The sequence below is a fragment of the uncultured Litoreibacter sp. genome (genome assembly GCF_947501785.1).
Lineage (GTDB): Bacteria > Pseudomonadota > Alphaproteobacteria > Rhodobacterales > Rhodobacteraceae > Litoreibacter.
The window spans coordinates 395462-414611 of sequence record NZ_CANMXB010000001.1 but is presented as its reverse complement, the minus strand read 5'-3'; the positions used below and the strand labels follow the sequence as shown (position 1 = coordinate 414611).

Below are 19150 nucleotides of genomic sequence, written 5' to 3'. Positions count from 1 at the left end.
CATCGCGACGCGCAATGCGCGGCGCAAACCCTATCTTTCGCGCAGCGCCTCGCGGGATTTGTAGAGCGGCTTGGTCAAATACTGCAAAACCGTTTTCTCACCAGTATGCAACTCGACGGAGGCCTGCATCCCGGGCCGCAGGGCCACGTTGCGCTGCCGGTGGGTCATCGCATCCGTGTCCAGCTTCAACGTCACCTTGTAATGGGGGTCACCATCCGCAACGCGTTCGTCTTTGAACGTGTCGGCAGAGATCACCATGACCTCCCCCACTAGTGAGCCGTAGATCGTGTAGTCGTAGGCCGACAGCTTCACTGTGGCGGCCTGCCCCAGGCGGATACTGCCAATGTCTTGCGGTTTGACCTTGGCCTCGACAAACAGCTCCTCGTCCAGCGGGATGATCTGAAAAATCTCTTCGCCAGGGCGGATCACGCCGCCAATGGTGGAGACGGAGACGTTGTTCACAATCCCCGCCATCGGAGAGCGGATCACGGTGCGTTCCAACTGGTCGCGCGAAATCTTCTGGTTTTGCCGCAGTGTCGCCAATTCCTTCAACGTGTCGGAATACTCCCCCGCCCGGTCCAACTCGGCCTTGGTCACGATGTCGTTAAATTTAGCCTCGGCGTCGCCATGCGTTTTGCGGGCGCGGGTCACCTCGATCAGAGATACGATTTCTTCGTCCAGCAGCCGTTCCAGCAAGGCAAGCTCCTTGGCGGCCTGCTGCAGGACGTTTCGTGCACCGGATGTGCGGCTCTCAAAATCGGACTGGCGTGCATGCAGCAACGCCATCTCGGACGCCACCATGTTGGGCTGGCGTTGCGCCAGATGCGACGGAACGTTGAAGTCAAACCGCCCTTCCAGCTCTGCTTCCAGCCGGATCTGACGCACCTCCAACGTGTCAATCTGGTCCTGCAGGTCATCCACGGCGGTCGAGAATTGCGTGCCATGCAACCGTGCCAGCACGTCGCCGGGCTTGACCGTGTCGCCTTCGCTGACCAGCATCTCGGACAGAATGCCGCCTTCGAGGTTCTGAATGATCTGCGGGCGCGACGAAGATACCATCTCGCCATCCCCGCGCACGATTTCGTCGAGGGAGGCAAACGCCGCCCAAACCACAAACAACGCGACGGTTAGGATCACCATGCGGATCGTCCAGCTTGGCGCACGCATCTGCGCGCTGAACCCTGCATCGATGACAGCCATTATGCGGTCTCCTTCTTGCCTTGCGCCTCGGCGCGCGCCGATTTCATGTGTGACAGCACCGCGTCGCGCGGGCCGTCTACCGCCAGCTTGCCGTTTTGCAAGATCAGCACCCGGTCGGTCAGTGACAAGATCGGCATCCGGTGGGTCGCGATCACGGCCGTGCGTCCTGCCAGCCATGTTTCCAGCCGTGACACCAGTGTGGTCTCCAGCGTCTGGTCCAAGGCTGCCGTCGGCTCGTCCAGCAACACAACACGCGGATCCGCCAGCCAGAGGCGTGCCCAGCCGATGGATTGACGCTGGCCAATCGACAGCCCTGCCCCGCCGTCATGGACCGGCAGGTCCAGACCTTTGGGATGGTTCTGCACAAACGAGCCAAGACCGGCAAAGAACAGCGCATCCATTAATCTGGTGTCGTCCCGCTCCAGCTGGCTAAGGTTCAGGTTGTCGCGCAACGTGCCCTGGAACAGGCGCACGTCTTGGGCGAGATAACCGATGCCGCGCCGCAGGTCGCGATTGTGCAACTGTCCCATATCAATGCCGTCAATCGTCACGCGTCCGGCATCCGGCGACACAAGACCGGTCAGCAGTTTCAGCATTGTTGATTTTCCGGACCCGTTGGCCCCAAGCACCGCAACCCGCTGGCCCGGCTCAATCGCCACCCCGGAGATATCAAGCACCGGCGCGCTGTCATCGTCATAGCGATGGATCAGGTCGCGCATTTCAAAGCGGCCATCCAATGTCTCCCGGCGCATATAGGTCCGCGTGGCGTCATGGTCCTGCTCGGATACGGCGACCGCTTCCAGACCGGTCAAAGCCGTCTTCACATTCGACCAACGCGCCATGGTGCCCGCCAGTTGGGTAAGCGGCGCCAATGTCCGCGACGTCAGGATACCGACGGCAATGATGGAACCGACAGTGAATTCACCCGCAAACACCAGGAATGTTCCAACTACGACCGCGGTCACATAGGTGGCCTGCTGCACGCCTTGCGACCAGAAGGTCAGTGTTGCCGCCAGTTTGCGTTGTTCAGAGGACTTGACCGCCGACAGTGTGGTCAGCTCTTCCCAAATGCGGGCGAAACGGTCTTCGCCACGGTTGGCTTTTACCGTGTCGGCCTCGTAAATCGCCTCCTGCAGCAACCGGCTGGCCTTGACCGAGGCACCTTGGGTTTCTTCAGTCAGGCGTGTCATCTTCCTTTGCAGAAAGAACCCTGGCAGAACCATCAGGATGCCGCCAAGAACCAGCACCCAAACAAGGTTGCCAGCGATAGACCCCACCAGCAGCAGGAATACGAATATGAACGGGATGTCAGTCAGCGACCCGATGGTCGAAGCCGTAAAGAACTCCCGTACAGACGAGAACTCGCGCATGGCTGAGAACGTGCCCGACGGCGTCATGTTCTTCTGTCCGCCGCGCATACCAAGCAAACGGCTCATCAGGGTTTTCTGCACCGCCAGTTCGACCTGACGGCCTGCCCCATCCATAAGCCGGGACCGGGCGATTTTGATGGCAGCTTCCATCACCAGCGCGCCGACAGCACCGATGGCCAGCACCCACAGGGTGGCTTGAGATTGGTGCGGGATCACACGGTCATAGACCTGCAGGGAGAACAGCGCCACGGCGACCGCCAGGATGTTCGCCACGAAAGAGCCAAGCGCAATCTCGGCGATATAGCGGCGGTACTTGGTGAACTCGCCCCAGAACCAATGTGACTTGACGTTGGCGATCTGATAGCGGTCTTCAACCTGCTCAATCGTTGTCACCGCGCAGAGTATTTTTGCGGTCGCAACTTTGGCGAATTCCGCGATGTCGACCTCAGTGCGTTTGTCGGGAGTGGTGGCGTCCAGCAGCGTCAACATTGTGCCGTCTTGGCTGATCACCAGAACCATTTGGCCTGTCGTCATTTCCACCATGGCCGGCCAAAGGTCGGGGGCCGGTTTTGACTTGCTGACCCGTGCCGTCAACCCAAGGGCCGTCAATGCCTCTGCCAAAACGTCCGTGGTCAGCTCGGCGGCGCCAGCCCCGGTGTCGGCCGCCGCATCAAGGATGTCAGCAGCCAGCAAATCGACGCCCAGCAGGCCGGCATATGTCGCGGCCAGATCAGCCCGGGCGCGCTGCCGCTTTGGCGGATTGGTGTCTCTTGGTGCGGCATCATTCGCAGCCTGAATGTCCGGCAGAACAATTGGCGAAGGTGCCTTTGGCGCAGGTTTTACCTTGGTGGCGGGTGACGGCATCACAATGACGGGCGGTTTGCCGCTCTGCGCGTCTGGCGTCACCTCAAACCCCGGCTTGGGATCGGTCAGTTTCGGCGGTTCAAACCGGATGACCGGCACCTTCTTGTGCTGGGTCTGCGTTGCCTCGGACTTGTCCAATGGCGCCGGTGCAGCGGCGGCTTTGGCCCGCGCCATGTCAAACGCAACTACAGGAGCGCTCATATGTCCGCTCCATCCACAAGAACACCTAGCTCAGCGGCGACCTTCAACCGCACAGCCGCAGCTTTGAAAGCGTAACCAATCTGCTCGCGCTCTACCCGCACCTTGGTTTCATATACCCGCACAACGTCCATCACCGGGCGGACGCCCGCCTTATATTGCCGCTCAAACAGAGCGAGGTTTTCATTGGCCTGCGAGACCAGCAGTTCAGAGCTGGCCTGCTTCTGCTCAAGGGCGATAAGCTGCTGTTCCAGTCGGCGCAGTACCCGCGCGCTGTCTTCATCGGCCTGATCAACCTTCCGGCTGGCCGCTTCGCGAGCGGCCTCAATGGCCTTCAGGCTGGCTCCGGTGCCAAACCCGATGGGATTTTCGGCGGCCACGTCAATGCTGGCTGACGAACCGCCCTTCGCAACATTGCCGCGCGCCGAGACGGTGGGCAGGAAGCCAGAGCGGTCGATCGTGGCCTGCGCTACGGCGCGTTCTCGCTCCGCCTCTGCTTTCAACACAGCCAGGGGCTTCGCCGTCGCCGACGGCGTCTTGATGGCGGCAAGGCCACGCACCCCGTCCAGCGGGGTCAGCGACATAGCGTTCAATTCTGCAACGGCGGTCGCTGCAGCTTGGGCATCCGACGCCCGGTTGCTTTCGATCTCAGCCAGCTTCTGGCGGGTGACCTGAAGGTCAGCCCGGTCGGATACGCCACCTTCAACGCGACGCTGCATGATGTAGGCAAAGCGTTCCATCTGCGTCAGAACGTCATCGCCTGCCCGCGCCTTTGCTCGCGCCTCTTCAGCTGAAATGTAAAGATCCAAGGCGGTCAGCACCCTGTCATTGGTGTCCTCAGCCAGCACGACGGCGGCCACCTCGACATCGGCCTTTGCGAATTGGCGCTCGGCCTTCTTGCGCCCGTTGGCAAACAGCACTTGATCTATCAACATGCCCGCAACCACCTCCCCAAGGGAGGTCAAAGACAGGTTCGGCCCTATCGTCGGCAACCAGTTCTTGGACGCGGCCTGCGCGCGCAGTTTCGCGCTGCGCAGTTCAGCCTCGGCCGCGCGGGAGTTGGCCGCCAGGACGGCGCCCGCGACCTTCGAGTAACTGTTGCCCGAGCCCAAGACAGACTGACGGTCCAACAGACCGTCGATGATGAGAGAGCTGGCATTCTCGCCCGTACCACCCGTGCCTCCAGCTAATGCCGGTTGGGCCTTCGCTGCGTCCGATGTCGCTTGCTTGTCTGGTGACGCGCCCGAAAAAGCGTTGCGCGTCGTTTCTGCGAGATCGGTCCCCATGCAGCCTGCAAGGATTGCAGACACGCCGACACTCAGCATTATGTTCTTTGTTAACCGCCCCGTATTCACACCACTTACCCAGATTATTCTGTTGTTTTTTGTTGGTGGTTCGCCCGCCAAATCAGAGACTTGGCGGGCGATCTTCGTGTTTTTAGATGACTGGGTTGACCGTGATCTCGCTGTCAATGATCAGGCTGCCCTCGCCAAGCGAGTAGACGTTATAAACCTGATTGCCGATCACTTCGGTCGCCCCGGTAAAGGTTGCACCGGCCGCGTTAACCACATCGTCTGTGCCGCCATGGACAATCAATGTGTCGCTGACGCCAGACATAGCCAGAAGATCGCTTTCCGAGATGGTGAGACTGCTGTCTTCCGCAATGCTGAGGTCAATCGCGCCGATGTCGAACTGATCCAGCGCGGGAGACGAAATGTTCACGGTGTTCGTCCCCGCATCCTCCAGAACAAGCAATGTGTCATTCTGGTTGCCGACAGAGTCTTCCGCCTGGATAACCAGGCTCGCGCCGTTCGGGATGGTGTTGTCAAACTCGAAGTCCAAACGACCGCCGCCAAACGCGGATGTCTGCGACTGGTAGCCGACGTTGGACACTTGACCAGCAGCGTTGATCTGGCTGATGCCGCTGATGTCGTCCGTCAGCTCCGTGGAAATGCCTTGCAAGCCATCGTTGATGCCGTTCGTCGATTCGACGTAGCGAATGACGATTGGCGCCTCTGGCACCTCGGTATCAACACGAACCGGGCTGGTGACACTGTCGACGTTGTCGTTGATATCAACCGTCGTAACGGTGATGTCGGTGTCGTACTCCCCTTCGGGAATGTCGCCCGGGGCGAATGTGATCGACCAGTTGCCCGCCGCATCCACAACCGCATTGCGCGGCTGACCTGACCCGAAGGCGACCGTTACGCTTTGTGCGCCCTGCTCAGTTGTGCCGGTCAGGGTAAAGCCTGCGCCTGCCTCCTGCGCGTCAATGACGCCGTCGCCGGTCGCTGCTGACACACCTAGATTGCGCACGATCGTGTCTACGCCGACCGTGCCGGTCGCCGTGGCAGTATTGCCTGCTGCGTCCGTGAAGCTGGCGGTGATTGGCAAGGTCGTCTCCACACCCATCGGGATATCGGAGGACGAGAACGTCGCCGCCCAATTGCCTGAACCATCGGATTGCACCGTCCGCATGCTGCCCGCAAAGTTCACGCTGACAACTGAGTTCGGATCGGTTGAGCCGGTCAGGGTCACACCGTTGCCTGCCTCGACAATATTGATGACACCGCCATCGTCGCGGGAGCCGTCATTGACAGAGATATCGGCAACCGTGTCGACCTGGAATGTCGATGTGTCAGTCGCGGTATTTCCTGCTGCATCAGTGGCTTGCGCAGAGACATTCACGCCGTATTCACCACCAGGCAAACTGCCCGCAGAGAAGTTGGCCGCCCATTGCCCAGCACCGTTTGCAACGACCGTTGTGGTTCCAAGGAACGCGCCGGTGTCACTGGTCAGCGTTACCTCGACAGAGGCATTTGGTTGCGCGGTGCCATTCAACGTGACCGTGCGCCCGGCCTCGGTGTTGTTATAGACACCGTCTGTGCCAGCATTGTTGCCAGTGATATCAACGGTGGTCACGGTATCGATGACCATGTTCTGGGTTGAAGAGGCGGTATTGCCCGCCGCATCGGTGATACTGACACTTACAGGGACAGTGGTTTCGCCCGCCGGGATATCGCCCGCCGCGAAGTTCACAGACCACTGGCCGTTGCTGCCAACGGTGGTCGTGGCCGTGCCGCCGCCTGGAACCGTAACGACAACCGCACCGCCCGGCTCGCCAGTGCCCGACATGGACACGCCGTCGGCCCGCTCCGCCGCGTTGATGACTGCGCCAGAATTCACCAGATCGCCGTCAATCGCGGATAGCTCAACATTTGTCAGGGTGTCGATCGGCAATGTCGCCGAAGTGGAAGAGCTGTTACCCGCGCCATCGGTTGCGACAGCGGTAATGCTGACATCATACTCGCCGCCCGGGAAGGTGCCCGCCGCATAGCTGGCCTGCCATTCACCTGAAGAATTTGCGGTAACTGTTTGAGTACCCAGCACATTTCCATTTGGTCCCGTTACCGTTACAACCACGCTGGATCCGGCCTGCGCCGCCCCCACGATGGCCGTTGCCGCGGTGTTCTCGACAGAGTTGACCACCCCATCCGCACCTGCAGAATTACCGGTGATCGATACATTGCTGATCGTGTCGACAACCATCGTCTGCGTTGTGGTTGCAGAATTGCCTGCCAGATCAATTGCGGTGACTGTAACGCCCGCCTCGTATTCGCCAGTCGCGATCTCGCCCGGCGTAAAGTTGATAGCCCAAGTGCCATCATCCGCAACTGTCGTGGTTGCTGACGGCCCGCCAGCCACTTCAACTGTGATTGACGCGCCGGGCTCACCAGCCCCGCTCATCGTGACGCCGTTGGCATGACCTTCGGCGTTGATCACCGTGTTGCTGGATGCAACAGCGCCATCAATCTCGCTCAGCTCAACCGTGGTGATGGTGTCCAGCCGGATTGTGTCCGTCAGCATCGTGTAGTTGCCGGTTGCGTCCGTCGCCGTAACCGTAATTTCCTGATCGCGCTCACCGCCGGCCACATCCGCCGTTGGGAACACGACAGACCAAGACCCATCGTCAGCGACGACCGTTTCCTGCTCGGCATCGCCGATAACCACGACAATTGCCGCGCCGGGCTCGCCCGTACCGGCAATCTCAACACCGTCGCCATGGTCTTCACCATTGAAGACGTGATTTACGGAGATGGTGCCTTCAGTCACGGCCACATCAGGGGGCGTGGTGTCGCCAAGGCCGCCGCCTCCGCCGCCGCCTCCACCACCGCCGCCGGTGCCAACAAGGCCAACACCGACAAGCGCGGCGCCTGCGGCAAGACCGCCGCCACCCAAACCGCCTAGACCAGCGAGAATTGGGGCTGCAAGCATCGTCGGCTGTTCGTTCACCGCTGCGGCATCTGCCGCAATGATCGTGTCGACATCAGGCCCGCCTGTGAAAAACAGCGCGTCGTCCGGGCTCCACTTACCGAAGGCTTGCGCCTCTTGATACACAGCATCAATGCCACCGGCATGTTCGGACAAGGCCACCTCTGTCAGTTGACCATCTGCCGAAATATAGAGCTCGTTATTGCCCTCGAAAAATCCATTCAGCCGCAGGCTGCGGCCGTCAGCAAGAGCAACCACCAAAGTGTTGCCCTCTCGCGTGTAGCCCACTGCTTGATACCGACGAATGTTAAGCGAGACATCCTCGCCCACACCGACGTTCATTGCAGATTGGCCATCAATGTCTTGAAAAACGCCGCGACGGATGTTGCCATCCTGTCCGCGGACTACGAACTCAATCGCATCCATTACTACTACTCCGCCTCAATGGCCGCGCATTTTTACGCGTGCCTTATTATGATTGAAGGGACAGTAACCTGACGTGAGGTCAGAAACCAAGCAAAAAATGGCCTATCTAGTGGTGGCAGTGCGGGGAAAACACAGTTACTGACGTCCCCCACTACTTTGATACCGCGCGGTGAGTCTTTAATGTTACGGTTTGTGATGCTGGCCCTAGGTTGAAAGCGTCATCGTGGCGCCCGCAGGGTCGTCTGTTCCCAAAATGCGGAAACAGGATGCCTCGCCGGTCATTGACGGTGTCAGGCTGTGGGGCAGATCAGCAGGCACCGCGCAGGTATCGCCTGGGTTCAGCACGGCCTCCCCCTGCTCCCAGGTCAGTTTCCAGTGTCCGCGCATCGGCATCAGCACCTCATTGGTTGGCACGCTATAGCGATCTGCCCCCAATGAACCGCGCGACAGCAATTCGACGTCAAACCCGGGTCGGTCACGCAACATGGCATCGGGCCCGATGACCTTGGCTGGCTGGCGGTCGGACAGCGCCATCATGTCGTAATACCGCGCGACGTAATGTGGGACGACGTCGAGGGTCGTTGGCTCGGGATAGTCTTTCAGCTGGGCGTCCGACAGTAACGGCATGGGCGACACACCGTCGGGCAGCGCCACACCTTGCTTTGTATCGTACAGCTTGCCGTTCTCACCCAGAACAAGGCCGTGATCCTGCGCGTCTTCGATCACCTGCGGCGCCCAAATCACACCGCCGCCGGCATCATCCCCGCCGAGAATGGCCATAATCATCCCGTAATCCGTGCCGATATTTTCGAACCCACGGAAAATGCCGGTGGGGATGTTGATGATGTCACCCTCTTCAAGCGTGACCTCACCCGCATCCCCCCAACGCCCCCAGAAAAAGTGCCAGCGACCCTTTAGGACGAAGAACACCTCTGCCGTGCGATGGGAATGCAGCGAATTGCGGCATTTGGGCGGCTGTCCGGCCGCGCCGATATTGAACCCAATCTTGTCTGCTATGTGAACGTGCTGATCTGGGCTCTCTGACACGCCCCCGCCGATTATGGTAAAATTCTCTTTCTGGTCGCTGCCGGGCGTGTGCGCGTCAATGAACGCCGTCTTGCATGGAATCAGATCGCCATAGCGGACGATGCGGGCATTCATTTCATCAGGCGTCATAACAGTTCTTCCTTGAGCGCAAGCAGCAGATTACAGGTACCCTACGCTCACAGAATACGTATTCAAGCCAATTCTTCTGGCAAATCAGAGCCGACGCTGCAGAACAACCCGGTCATGGCCATCACCCTGTCCGTCATCGGGTGCGTCCCGCAGGTGTTCGAACCCGTGCCGTTCCCAAAACCGTAGGCCTGCCGCGTTCTTTGTCAGCACCGCAACTTTCAGGGTTTGAGCACCTGACGCTTTTGCAAGTGCCACGACTTCCTTCAAAACGGTCGCGCCAAGGCCGTTGCCCCGCTCCGATTCTGCCACCAACAGCAGACCGATATACCACTCGGATTGTGTCTCATATCCCGGTGCCATGCCAAGCAGCCCGGTAAGCGAGCCGTCTACCTGTTCGATCCCGAGAACCAAAATATCCTCTTTGGTTCGACCTGGCGGGATATCGTTGAAATATCCGGTAACCCAGGTTGCATCTGGCTCCCGTCCGGCCTCAAGCAAGATGTAGTCGCGTGCGCGCTGCGCACAATCTAGGACCCGTGCGCCGTCCGCAGCTTCGTTCAGAAGCGCCAATTGCCAATTATCTGCCACCATTAACCTCAGTATTTCAGGGTGTTACACCTTGCATATCATCCATATCCGGCAATCTTGGTGCCGCCGCAATCAACGACTTGGTATAGGGATGTGCAGGGTTTTCAAAGACCGTTTCCGTAGACCCTTCCTCCACAAATTTGCCGGACTTCATGACCAGCACCCGGTCTGTGATGGACCGGACAACAGACAGATCATGGCTAATGAACAAATAGGTCAGTCCAAACTGCGTAGAAAGATCTGCGAGCAGATCCAAAATTTGCGCGCGGATAGAGACATCCAGGGCTGAAACAGCCTCGTCCAAAATGATCAATTCGGGTTTGATGATAAGCGCGCGGGCTATCGCAATTCTCTGCCGCTGCCCGCCCGAAAACTCATGTATATACTTATGCTTATCGTGCGGAGCTAAACCAACTGACACAAGCGCTTCGTCGATTTCGACAGCACTTGCCTTGCGTCCGTGCAGAAAGAAAGGTTCGCTCACCAACCGGCCGACCCGGTGACGAGGATTGAAGGAGCCGTATGGATCTTGAAAGACGACCTGCATCTTGCGTCGCACCGAAGTTTGCACCCGCCCACCAGAGAGAACCGGCACACCTTCCATGAAAATCTTGCCCGCCTGCACTCTTTCAAGGCCCAAAATGGCACGCGTCAACGTCGACTTGCCGCATCCGCTTTCGCCCACAAGGCCAAGACTCTCGCCCTTCTTGACCTCGAAGCTGACGTCATCAACCGCCTCGAAGCTCTGCGCGGGGCCAAAGAGCGATTTGCGCGGCAAAGAGTATCTGCGCACAAGCCCCTCCACTTGCAACAAAGGCGCCTCACCGGGCCGTTCGTTGCGATCGGGCTGATGAGCGGACGCGGCAAATAACGCTTTCGTATAGGGGTGGGTCATGTCGCGATGCAGGGTGGCAGCCGCGCCCTGCTCAACCACGCAACCATCTTTCATGATGCTGATACGGTCCGCCAAACCGGTGACCACGGCCAGATCGTGGGTGATCAACATCACCCCCATGCCGTCTTCATCCACCAGTTTGCGAATGAGGTCGAGAATTTCGGCCTGCGTCGTGACATCCAGTGCCGTGGTGGGTTCATCGGCGATCAGCAACTTCGGGCGCAGCGCAATTGCCATGGCAATCACGACGCGCTGCCGTTGACCTCCCGACAGCTCGTGGGGGAAGCGAGCCATGGGGAACTTGTGAGCAGGCAGCTCGCACCGCTCCAATGCAGCCTGAGCGCGTGCCATAGCATCAGCCTTCGAGACGTCTTCATGGATCAAGATGGTCTCTGCCACCTGATCACCAATGGACATGACCGGGTTTAGCGCGGTCATCGGTTCCTGAAAGACCATGCCAACGGCATCGCCGCGCATCGCACAAAGATCGGCCTCGCCAGCATCGAGCACGGACACATCGTCCAACAGGATTTGCCCGGAGCATGCCGCCCCATCCGGCAGCAGCTGCATGACGGAGAACGCCGTCATCGACTTGCCGGAGCCACTTTCACCAATCACGCCATGGATTTCGCCTGCTGCGATCTCCAATGAGACATCTTTCAGGATCGGGGTCCCGTGGATTGCCATACTCAGCTTGCGGATTTGTAGAAGGCTCATCTGGCAACCTTCCGCAGTTTCGGGTCGATCAAGTCACGCAGTCCGTCGCCCGCCAGGTTCAAACCCAGCACCGTCAGCAAGATCGCAAAGCCAGGGAACAGGGTGATATGCGGGGCCAGCATGAATAGCGTTTGGCTATCTGCCAGCATACGCCCCCAACTGGGCGTCGGCGGCTGAGCGCCAAGGCCGACATAGGACAGCGCCGCTTCTGCCAGTATGCCCAGCGAGAACTGAATGGTCCCTTGCACGATCAGCAGGTTCATGACGTTTGGCAGAATGTGCTCTACCGAGATACGCGCGCCGTTCTTGCCTGCGACCCGTGCGGCCAAAATGTAGTCACGCGTCCAAAGCGACAATGCCGCGCCACGTGTGACCCGCGCGAAGACCGGGACATTGAAGATGCCGATCGCGATGATGGCATTGGTGGCAGAAGGCCCCCAAACGGCTGTGATCATGATGGCGATCAAGAGCGACGGAAAGGCGAAGATCAAATCGTTGGACCGCATGATGATCTCGTCAAGGATGCTGCCCCGCCACGCCGCCGCCGTCAGCCCCAACGGCACGCCAAGCCCCATACCGATACCCACTGCCACAAGTGCGACAGCAATAGATGTGCGCGCGCCGACCATAATCATCGACAGGATGTCACGCCCCAGATGGTCCGTACCAAACAGATGCGCCGCCGTCGGGGATTTCAGCTTGTTGGTGATCTCAAGCGCGGTGTGGTCATATGGCGTCCAGAAAAAGGACACCAAAGCTGCAACCACAAAAACGGCCGTGATGCCAAGGCCTAAGACGAGAGTCTTCATGTTCTCCCCCGCAACCTTGGGTCCACCCAGACATAGGCCAGATCAACCAGGAAATTGACGACGATCACCGCAAATACCAGCAACATCACCACGCTTTCGACGACAATTAGGTCGCGCTGGGAAATGGCCTGAAACACCAGCCTCCCCAGCCCCGGAAGGAAAAACACGTTTTCAATGATGATCGCGCCCGCCAGCAGGAAGGAGAACTGCAGCCCGATGATCGTCAGCACCGGGATAAGCGCGTTGCGCAGCGCGTGCCGGCGCAAGGCCTGCCGCTTCGTCAGCCCCTTGGCGCGGGAGGTGCGGATGTAATCTTCTGACAAAGTATCCAGCAGCGAGGACCGCATCACCCGCGCCAGGATCGATGCCTGCGGCAATGCCAATGAAATGGCTGGCAAGGTCAGCGCCTTCATGGCCGGAAAGAACCCAGCCTCCCACCCTGGAAAGCCGCCCGCCGAAAACCAACGCAGATTGATCGCGAAGATCAGCACCATGATCATGGCAAACCAGAAGTTTGGAACCGCCACGCCCAGCTGGGTGCCACCCATCACCGACATGTCGGTCAGCGAGCCGCGTTTCGTTGCGGCGATGATCCCTACCGGAAACGCAATCAACACTGTCAGGCTGAGCGCATAGAGCGCCAAAGGCAATGAAATCACCAACCGCTCGGCCACAATCTCGGACACAGGCGAGCGGTATGTGTAGGAGGTGCCAAGATCGCCGGTAAGCAAACCGCCGACCCAGCTGGTATACCGCTGCCACCGTCCTTCGTTCAGTCCCAGCTCGTCGCGCAGGGCATCCAACGTTTCCGGCTGCGCATTGATCCCAAGCATGAAGGAGGCCGGGTCCCCGGGCACCACCTCAAGCGTGAAGAATATGACAAGGCTCGCCACGATCAATGACACGCAAAGCGAGACCAGCCTTATCAATGCGTAGCGCAGCACCTGGTGCAGCCACGCCCGCCTCTAGTCGGACCAACTCACAGCGGTCAGGTCAACCGCTTGCGTGGGCGCATCGACCCAGATGCCGTTCAGCTTTGCGTTCACCACTGACGTTTGCGCCAGCTGGAACAGATAGGCGTTCACGTAATCCTCGGAAATGATAGTCTGCGCCATATGCAGCATTTCTGTGCGCTTGGCCGGGTCATTCTCGGCATCCAAATCTGCAATCAGCTTCTGAAAGTCAGCGTTGTCATACTGGAAATAATATTCCGGCCGCGCATAGATGCCGATATCCATGGGCTCCGTGTGGCTGACTATGGTCAAGCCGTAATCGTAGCCTTTGAATGCCTGCTCAAGCCACTGCGCCCATTCCAGGTTGCTGATCTCTGTCTCGATCCCCACCTCACGAAGCTGGGCGGCGATGATCTCTCCGCCGCGGCGCGCGTATGACGGCGGGGGCAGCTTCAACGTCGTGGAGAACCCATCCGGGAACCCGGCCTCTGCCAGCAAAGCCTTTGCTTTCTCGGGGTCGTATTCCGAATTGCCGGTCAGGTCCAAATAGGCCGGGTTATGCGGCGCAAAATGCGTCCCGATGGGAGTGCCATAGCCAAACATCGCTCCATCGATAATAGCGGATCGGTCGATGGCGTGGCTCACCGCTTGGCGCACCAGCTTATTGTCGAAGGGCGGCAATTTGTTGTTCATCGCCATAATCGTTTCGCCCTCGGTGTTGCCAGCAAGAACGGTGAACCGCGGGTCCGCCTCAAACTGCACCAGGTTTTCCGGCGCCGGGTAGACGTAGAAGGCGTCAATGTCTTCGGCCATCATTGCAGCGAAGGCGGCGGTTGGGTCAGAGATGAATTTGAATGTTGCGTTATCCAGCTTGGCGGGTTCGCCCCAATAGTCAGCATTCTTCTCGAGGGAAATTGAATCTCCCTGCTTCCAATCCCCGAATTTGAATGCGCCGGTGCCGACCGGGTTCGATTTGATGGTGTCGATGCTTTCCGGCGCCACGATAACGGCGTCGCCCCACGCCATATTGAACAGGAAATTCCCCTGTGGCTTGGCAAGCGTGACTTTGACCGTTGTTGCATCCACGGCATCGACGCCGGCAATATTGGCAAACAACGCTTTTTGCGCATTGGTCGAATCCTCCGCCCGCGCGCGATCAAGCGAGAACACCACGTCCCCCGCATCCAGATCAGAACCGTCGTGGAACTTCACCCCCTCATGCAGCTTGAACGTATATTCCAGCCCATCATCTGATATGATCCAGCTCTCGGCCAGCCCGGGGTTCACCGACCCGTCAGAGCCAAACCGCGTAAGCCCTTCGAAAACATTGGAATAAAGCACTTGGTCAATTGCGCCCGCAGCGGCAGATGTTGGGTCGAGATGGGGCGGCTCCAGTTGCAACCCGACTGTCACATCAGCCGCCTGCGCGGCAAACCCGACCAGCAATGCCGCAGCCGCAGCGCTTCCAAACAATGAACGGTTCATGACAATTCTCCCAGGCAATCAGCGCGCAGCCCCGCGCCACGGGTTCAAGACTGACGGGGAAACGGACCGTAATCAAGGCAGTTAAGCTGGCATCCCGCGCCCGCAATTGCTAACCGCTGCGTGTTATCAAACCTGACGGAGCCCCCGAGATGAGCGCAACCGCCCGAAAAACGGCCCCAATGCCCCAAGATATCAAGGCCAGAAAGGGAGGCACGCCGATCGTCAGCCTCACGGCATACACCACGCCAATGGCCCAATTGATGGATGGGGTGTGCGACTTTGTGTTGGTGGGTGACTCGGTGGGCATGGTGCTGCATGGCCTAAGTTCCACTCTCGACGTGACGATGGAGATGATGATCCTGCATGGCCAAGCGGTGCGTCGGGGGCTGAACAGCTCAATGTTGGTGATCGACATGCCATTTGGTTCCTACGAGGAAAGCCCCGAGCAGGCCTTTCGCAACGCCGCCCGCCTGATGAGCGAGACCGGGGCCGGCGCCGTCAAACTGGAAGGCGGGAGCACCATGGCGCAAACCATTGAATTCTTGAGCAAACGCGGGATACCAGTGATGGCCCATATCGGGCTGACCCCCCAATCCATCCACACCCTGGGCGGCTACAAGGTCCAGGGACGCGGACCTGCGGCGGATCAGATGATGGTTGATGCAAAGGCCGTTGCGGCCGCAGGTGCGTTCGCCGTGGTTTTGGAAAAAGTGCCCGAAACGCTCGCCGACCGGATCACCCAGGCAATTGATATCCCCACCATCGGCATCGGGGCCTCCGCCTCCTGCGACGGGCAAATTCTGGTCGTTGACGACATGTTGGGCCTGTTTACCGCTTTCAAAGCCAAATTTGTCAAACGTTACAGCCATTTGGGTGACGACGCTAAATCTGCAATCGATACCTACGCACGGGAGGTTCAGGCACGCACGTTCCCTGCGCCCGAACATGTCTTCGCGGACGAGGCTCCAAAACAGAAGGCCCCATAATGACCCCACCTATCATCCGGAAACGGTCCGCGCTGCGCGACCTTGCGACACGCTGGAAACGAAGCGGCGAAACAGTCGGAGTTGTGCCAACGATGGGCGCGCTGCATCAAGGGCATCTCAGCCTCGTGCGAGCCGCGAAAAAGGAGTGCGACAGGGTGATTGTCACCGTGTTCGTCAATCCCAAGCAGTTCAACTCCCCCGAGGACTACGAAAACTACCCACGGACCGAAGAAGAAGACGCCCGCAAACTGACCCCTTTCGAAGTCGACGCGGTCTATGCCCCGGATGGCGCGGAAATCTACCCTGATGGATTTGCAACGACTGTTTCTGTCTCCGGGCTTACCGATGCGCTCTGTGGGGCCCATCGGCCGGGCCACTTTGACGGGGTCGCGACGGTTGTCACCAAGCTCTTCACACAATCGATGGCCGACCGCGCCTATTTCGGGGAGAAAGACTACCAACAGCTGCAGGTCGTCACTCGGCTGTCGGCGGATCTGGATTTGGGCACTGCCGTTGTTCCGTGCCCCACTATCCGCGAGGAAGACGGCCTGGCCATGTCATCGCGCAACCTGTTGCTGTCCGACCGCGCCCGGACATGGGCGCCCGAGCTGAACCGTGCAATGGAAGAAATGGCTGACGGCCTCCTGAGAGGAGGAGATTTTGAAACCCTGAAAACAGAGGCTATTTCCCGCATCGACCGTGCCGGCTTCACAGAGGTCGAGTATCTCGAATTGCGCTCCGCTGACACGCTGGAACTGTTGCAGACAGCTGATCGCCCGGCCCGCCTGCTGGCCGCGGCCTGGCTGGCCGGGGTCAGGCTGATCGACAATATTGCGGTTGGTTAGCGTTTGGCGCACAGATCACGGCGCATTGCGCATTCTATTTTCAATGCCTAAGCTCGCTCCCATGAAACATGTCCCAAAACCCACCACAGATGATGCGCTTATTCAGGAATTTCTGAACAAGGGAGGCGAGGTCAAAGTTGGAAAGACCAAACCGCTCAAGCCTGAATTGGGCCTCAGCAACAACGTGTGGAACAATAAGCTGACCAAGGAAGAGAAAGCCGCGCGCGATAAGAAATAAGCCTGCGCCCAGCTTCTTTCTGCCCGAAATATGCGCGGGGTTTTGCCCGCGTGGCGAAGGGGTGAAACCCCTTCAAGAACGCAAAATTGTCGTGCGCGTTAGCTCAATCAGGTAACAGCAAGTCCATCAGGCAATGGCCCATGACTTTGGCGCTGTCCAACATGTCGTCCACGCCCACATATTCATCCGGCTTATGCGCAAGCTCCAGCAGCCCCGGACCATAAGCGATACAGTTCTTTAGCCGCCCTATCCGATCGATATGCTTTTGATCATAGGTCCCCGGGCTGACCACATATTCCGCTTGCTTGCCAAGCACAGCTTGTACAGCCGATTGCACTGACGCGACCACAGGGGCGTCCTTTTCGGTCATTGTCGGGGCGACGCTCCACAATTCGTTGATAGCGTAGCTGAAATTCGGTCGTTCTTCTTTCAGCTTGTCCAGCAGTCCCACGACTTCAGCCCTAACCTCCTCTTCGCTTTCCTCAATCAAGTAGCGCCGGTCGATGATCATCTTGGCCCTGTCCGGTACGCAAGCCGATGGCAATCCGGTGAAATCAGGTTCCGGCTCGGCCTGCCCGCCATGGAATGAGTTGATGTTCATCGTCGATTGTTTTGCGCCCTCCGGCACAACCGGCATGTCCGTACGTTTGGAGGCCAGAAGTGGGTAAAGGCTCTCTTCCATCTCGGCAAGCACAGCCCCCATATGGCGCACGGCACAATCGCCCAGAAACGGCATCGAGCCATGCGCGATCTCGCCATGGGTTTCGATCTCTGCCCACCACACGCCGCGATGCCCCAGGCAGATGCGGTCTTTTTGCAGTGGCTCGGGAATGATGACGTGGTCCACGTGTTTGTAATGGCCCTTCTCGGCCAGGTAGGCGACACCGCCATAGCCGCCCGTTTCCTCGTCAGCCGTGCCCGAAATCTCGATAGATCCGCTGTAATCTGGAAATGCCTCTACAAACGCCTCCACTGCGATGATCGAGGCCGCAAGACCACCTTTCATATCGCAGGTCCCGCGCCCGTATATCTTGCCGTCAATCAATGCAGCGCCGAATGGATCGGTGGTCCAACCCTGCCCCACCTCGACAACATCCGTATGGGAATTGAAATGCACACATTCGCCGGGATGCGCACCGTCGCGGCGCGCAACGACGTTCCAGCGCGGATATTTCTTCGAATCTCCTGGCGTTCCCTCGGCGCGGATCAGCGCGACCTCAAACCCGGACTTGGCCATTCGCTCAGCCAAATATCCGCAAATCTCACGATAATTTTCCCCAGGTGGGTTCAACGTAGGAATGCGCACCAAATCCTGGGTCAACGCAATGAGATCATCGCGTTTGCCCTCAATTCGAGCGGCCAGACTGTCAAACTGCGAGGGGGAAACTGCCATGAATACGCCTGTGTTGGATGCCGTCGAAACGCTAGACCGCTTTGCCCCGTGCGACAATAGGGAGACCCCGGTTGTCGCTCAGGCAATTTGGCGTATTCATCCCCATTGCAGACCCTTACACGACATGCCTAATATCGATGTCATGACCAAGCCGATTGATACCAAAACCGCCCTCTTGGACGCCGCCGAGCAGGTGGCCCGCGCACGCGGGCATGACGGCTTTAGCTATGCCGATCTGAGCGAAGTCGTAGGCATCCGCAAAGCCTCCATCCACCACCATTTCGCTTCCAAGGCGGATCTGATCGCCGCACTGATGAAGCGCTACCGCGAACGGGTCGAGGCGCATTATGCGACAATAGACGCACAATCCGCATCCGGTGGAGAGCGGCTAGAAGGGTTTTTGGACATGCACCGCGACGCGGTAAACGGCTCTAAAACGTTGTGCCTTTGCGTGGCCTTGGCAATGGGGCGAGACGGCCTGACCCCAGATGTTCAACGCGACATCGCGGCGTTCCGCGCGATGACATTCGACTGGCTGGCCTCCGTATTTGAGGCCGGCGCCGCCGATGGGACAATTGCTGCTCCAAACGACCCCGCGCAAGAAGGTCCGGCAACGCTTGCCTTGGCAGAGGGCGCACAAGTCAGCGCGCGGGCAGAGGGTGACATGTCCCGCTTCGAGGCCGCGGTCGCCGGCCTCCGGGCGCGGATCAAACCCCTATAGATCATTACGACCGG

Annotated in this window: 15 protein-coding genes; 4 read left to right on the top strand and 11 right to left on the bottom strand. The window is 59.0% G+C overall.

What is annotated here, in order from left to right; all coding sequences use genetic code 11:
- Positions 1–30: 30 nt before the first annotated feature.
- The 10 genes from Q0899_RS02085 to Q0899_RS02040 form a co-directional block, all read right to left on the bottom strand.
- Positions 31–1200, bottom strand: coding sequence for an HlyD family efflux transporter periplasmic adaptor subunit (locus Q0899_RS02085; protein WP_299190984.1), 1170 nt, complete (start codon positions 1198–1200; stop codon positions 31–33).
- Positions 1200–3635 (bottom strand): ATP-binding cassette domain-containing protein, encoded by a 2436-nt coding sequence (locus tag Q0899_RS02080; protein WP_299190983.1) that lies wholly within the window; start codon positions 3633–3635, stop codon positions 1200–1202. The genes Q0899_RS02085 and Q0899_RS02080 overlap by 1 nt, the downstream gene beginning before the upstream one ends.
- The gene (locus tag Q0899_RS02075) at positions 3632–4942 is read right to left on the bottom strand and encodes a TolC family protein (protein WP_299190982.1); all 1311 of its coding nucleotides are present in this window, start codon (positions 4940–4942) and stop codon (positions 3632–3634) included. The genes Q0899_RS02080 and Q0899_RS02075 overlap by 4 nt, the downstream gene beginning before the upstream one ends.
- A 127-nt stretch (positions 4943–5069) precedes the next feature.
- Complete coding sequence (locus tag Q0899_RS02070; RefSeq protein WP_299190981.1) at positions 5070–8330, bottom strand: Ig-like domain-containing protein; 3261 nt, start codon at positions 8328–8330, stop codon at positions 5070–5072.
- 204 nt (positions 8331–8534) lie between these two features.
- Complete coding sequence (locus Q0899_RS02065; RefSeq protein WP_299190980.1) at positions 8535–9506, bottom strand: cupin domain-containing protein; 972 nt, start codon at positions 9504–9506, stop codon at positions 8535–8537.
- Positions 9507–9590: 84 nt separating this feature from the next.
- Positions 9591–10097, bottom strand: coding sequence for a GNAT family N-acetyltransferase (locus Q0899_RS02060; RefSeq protein WP_299190979.1), 507 nt, complete (start codon positions 10095–10097; stop codon positions 9591–9593).
- Positions 10098–10110: 13 nt separating this feature from the next.
- A complete protein-coding gene (locus Q0899_RS02055; protein WP_299190978.1) occupies positions 10111–11706 on the bottom strand; it encodes a dipeptide ABC transporter ATP-binding protein in 1596 nt (531 codons plus the stop codon).
- Complete coding sequence (locus tag Q0899_RS02050) at positions 11703–12515, bottom strand: ABC transporter permease (protein WP_298292196.1); 813 nt, start codon at positions 12513–12515, stop codon at positions 11703–11705. Before Q0899_RS02050 ends, Q0899_RS02055 begins: the two co-directional genes overlap by 4 nt.
- A complete protein-coding gene (locus Q0899_RS02045) occupies positions 12512–13459 on the bottom strand; it encodes an ABC transporter permease (RefSeq protein ID WP_298292198.1) in 948 nt (315 codons plus the stop codon). Before Q0899_RS02045 ends, Q0899_RS02050 begins: the two co-directional genes overlap by 4 nt.
- Before the next feature lie 21 nt (positions 13460–13480).
- Positions 13481–14953, bottom strand: a complete 1473-nt coding sequence (locus tag Q0899_RS02040; RefSeq protein WP_299190977.1) for an ABC transporter substrate-binding protein — start codon at positions 14951–14953, stop codon at positions 13481–13483.
- A gap of 149 nt (positions 14954–15102) precedes the next feature.
- On the opposite strand from Q0899_RS02040, the gene panB reads away from it, so the two are divergent.
- The 3 genes from panB to Q0899_RS02025 all read left to right on the top strand — a co-directional run bounded on the left by panB (position 15103) and on the right by Q0899_RS02025 (position 17022).
- The gene (gene panB, locus Q0899_RS02035; RefSeq protein ID WP_299190976.1) at positions 15103–15939 is read left to right on the top strand and encodes a 3-methyl-2-oxobutanoate hydroxymethyltransferase; all 837 of its coding nucleotides are present in this window, start codon (positions 15103–15105) and stop codon (positions 15937–15939) included.
- The gene (gene panC / locus Q0899_RS02030) at positions 15939–16784 is read left to right on the top strand and encodes a pantoate--beta-alanine ligase (RefSeq protein WP_298292204.1); all 846 of its coding nucleotides are present in this window, start codon (positions 15939–15941) and stop codon (positions 16782–16784) included. The genes panB and panC overlap by 1 nt, the downstream gene beginning before the upstream one ends.
- 61 nt (positions 16785–16845) lie before the next feature.
- Positions 16846–17022, top strand: coding sequence for a hypothetical protein (locus tag Q0899_RS02025; RefSeq protein WP_298292206.1), 177 nt, complete (start codon positions 16846–16848; stop codon positions 17020–17022).
- A 103-nt stretch (positions 17023–17125) separates the two neighbouring features.
- Here Q0899_RS02025 and Q0899_RS02020 read toward each other — a convergent pair whose 3' ends face one another.
- Positions 17126–18415 carry an acetylornithine deacetylase/succinyl-diaminopimelate desuccinylase family protein gene (locus tag Q0899_RS02020; RefSeq protein WP_299190975.1) on the bottom strand — a complete coding sequence of 430 codons (1290 nt, stop codon included), beginning with the start codon at positions 18413–18415 and terminating at the stop codon, positions 17126–17128.
- Positions 18416–18539: 124 nt separating this feature from the next.
- Here Q0899_RS02020 and Q0899_RS02015 point away from each other — a divergent pair, with 124 nt between their 5' ends.
- Positions 18540–19136, top strand: coding sequence for a TetR/AcrR family transcriptional regulator (locus Q0899_RS02015; protein ID WP_299190974.1), 597 nt, complete (start codon positions 18540–18542; stop codon positions 19134–19136).
- Positions 19137–19150: the final 14 nt, after the last annotated feature.